Raw genomic sequence first — 268 nt, forward strand, 5'->3', positions numbered from 1 at the left:
CTTTTTCTTACCGCCCACTTCGGTATTCCGCACGGAAGACATGGAAGTCAATGTTTGGCCCTTGTTGAGCAGTGCGCATGCCTCAGCAATGTTCTCAGCCAAGGTTTGGCGATCCTCTATGCCGGTCATCCATTGTTTGCCGTTCACGATAGACGGGATATTCGAGACGTAGGCACCATATCCGGTAACCAGAGGCCATTGCGAGTCCTTGGTCTTATCGGTTTTATCCGTGGCGGTGGAGTCGTCCTGGGTATCTGCGGAATCGGTG

1 protein-coding gene is annotated in these 268 nt (G+C 53.0%); it reads right to left on the reverse strand.

Translation table 11 applies throughout. The features are described from left to right. Positions 1-268, reverse strand: a 268-nt coding sequence (locus tag EIK80_RS26855; protein ID WP_233586960.1) for a hypothetical protein, incomplete at both ends; no start/stop codon positions are given.

It is taken from the genome of Caulobacter sp. 602-1, from assembly GCF_003931565.1.
GTDB lineage: Bacteria > Pseudomonadota > Alphaproteobacteria > Caulobacterales > Caulobacteraceae > Caulobacter.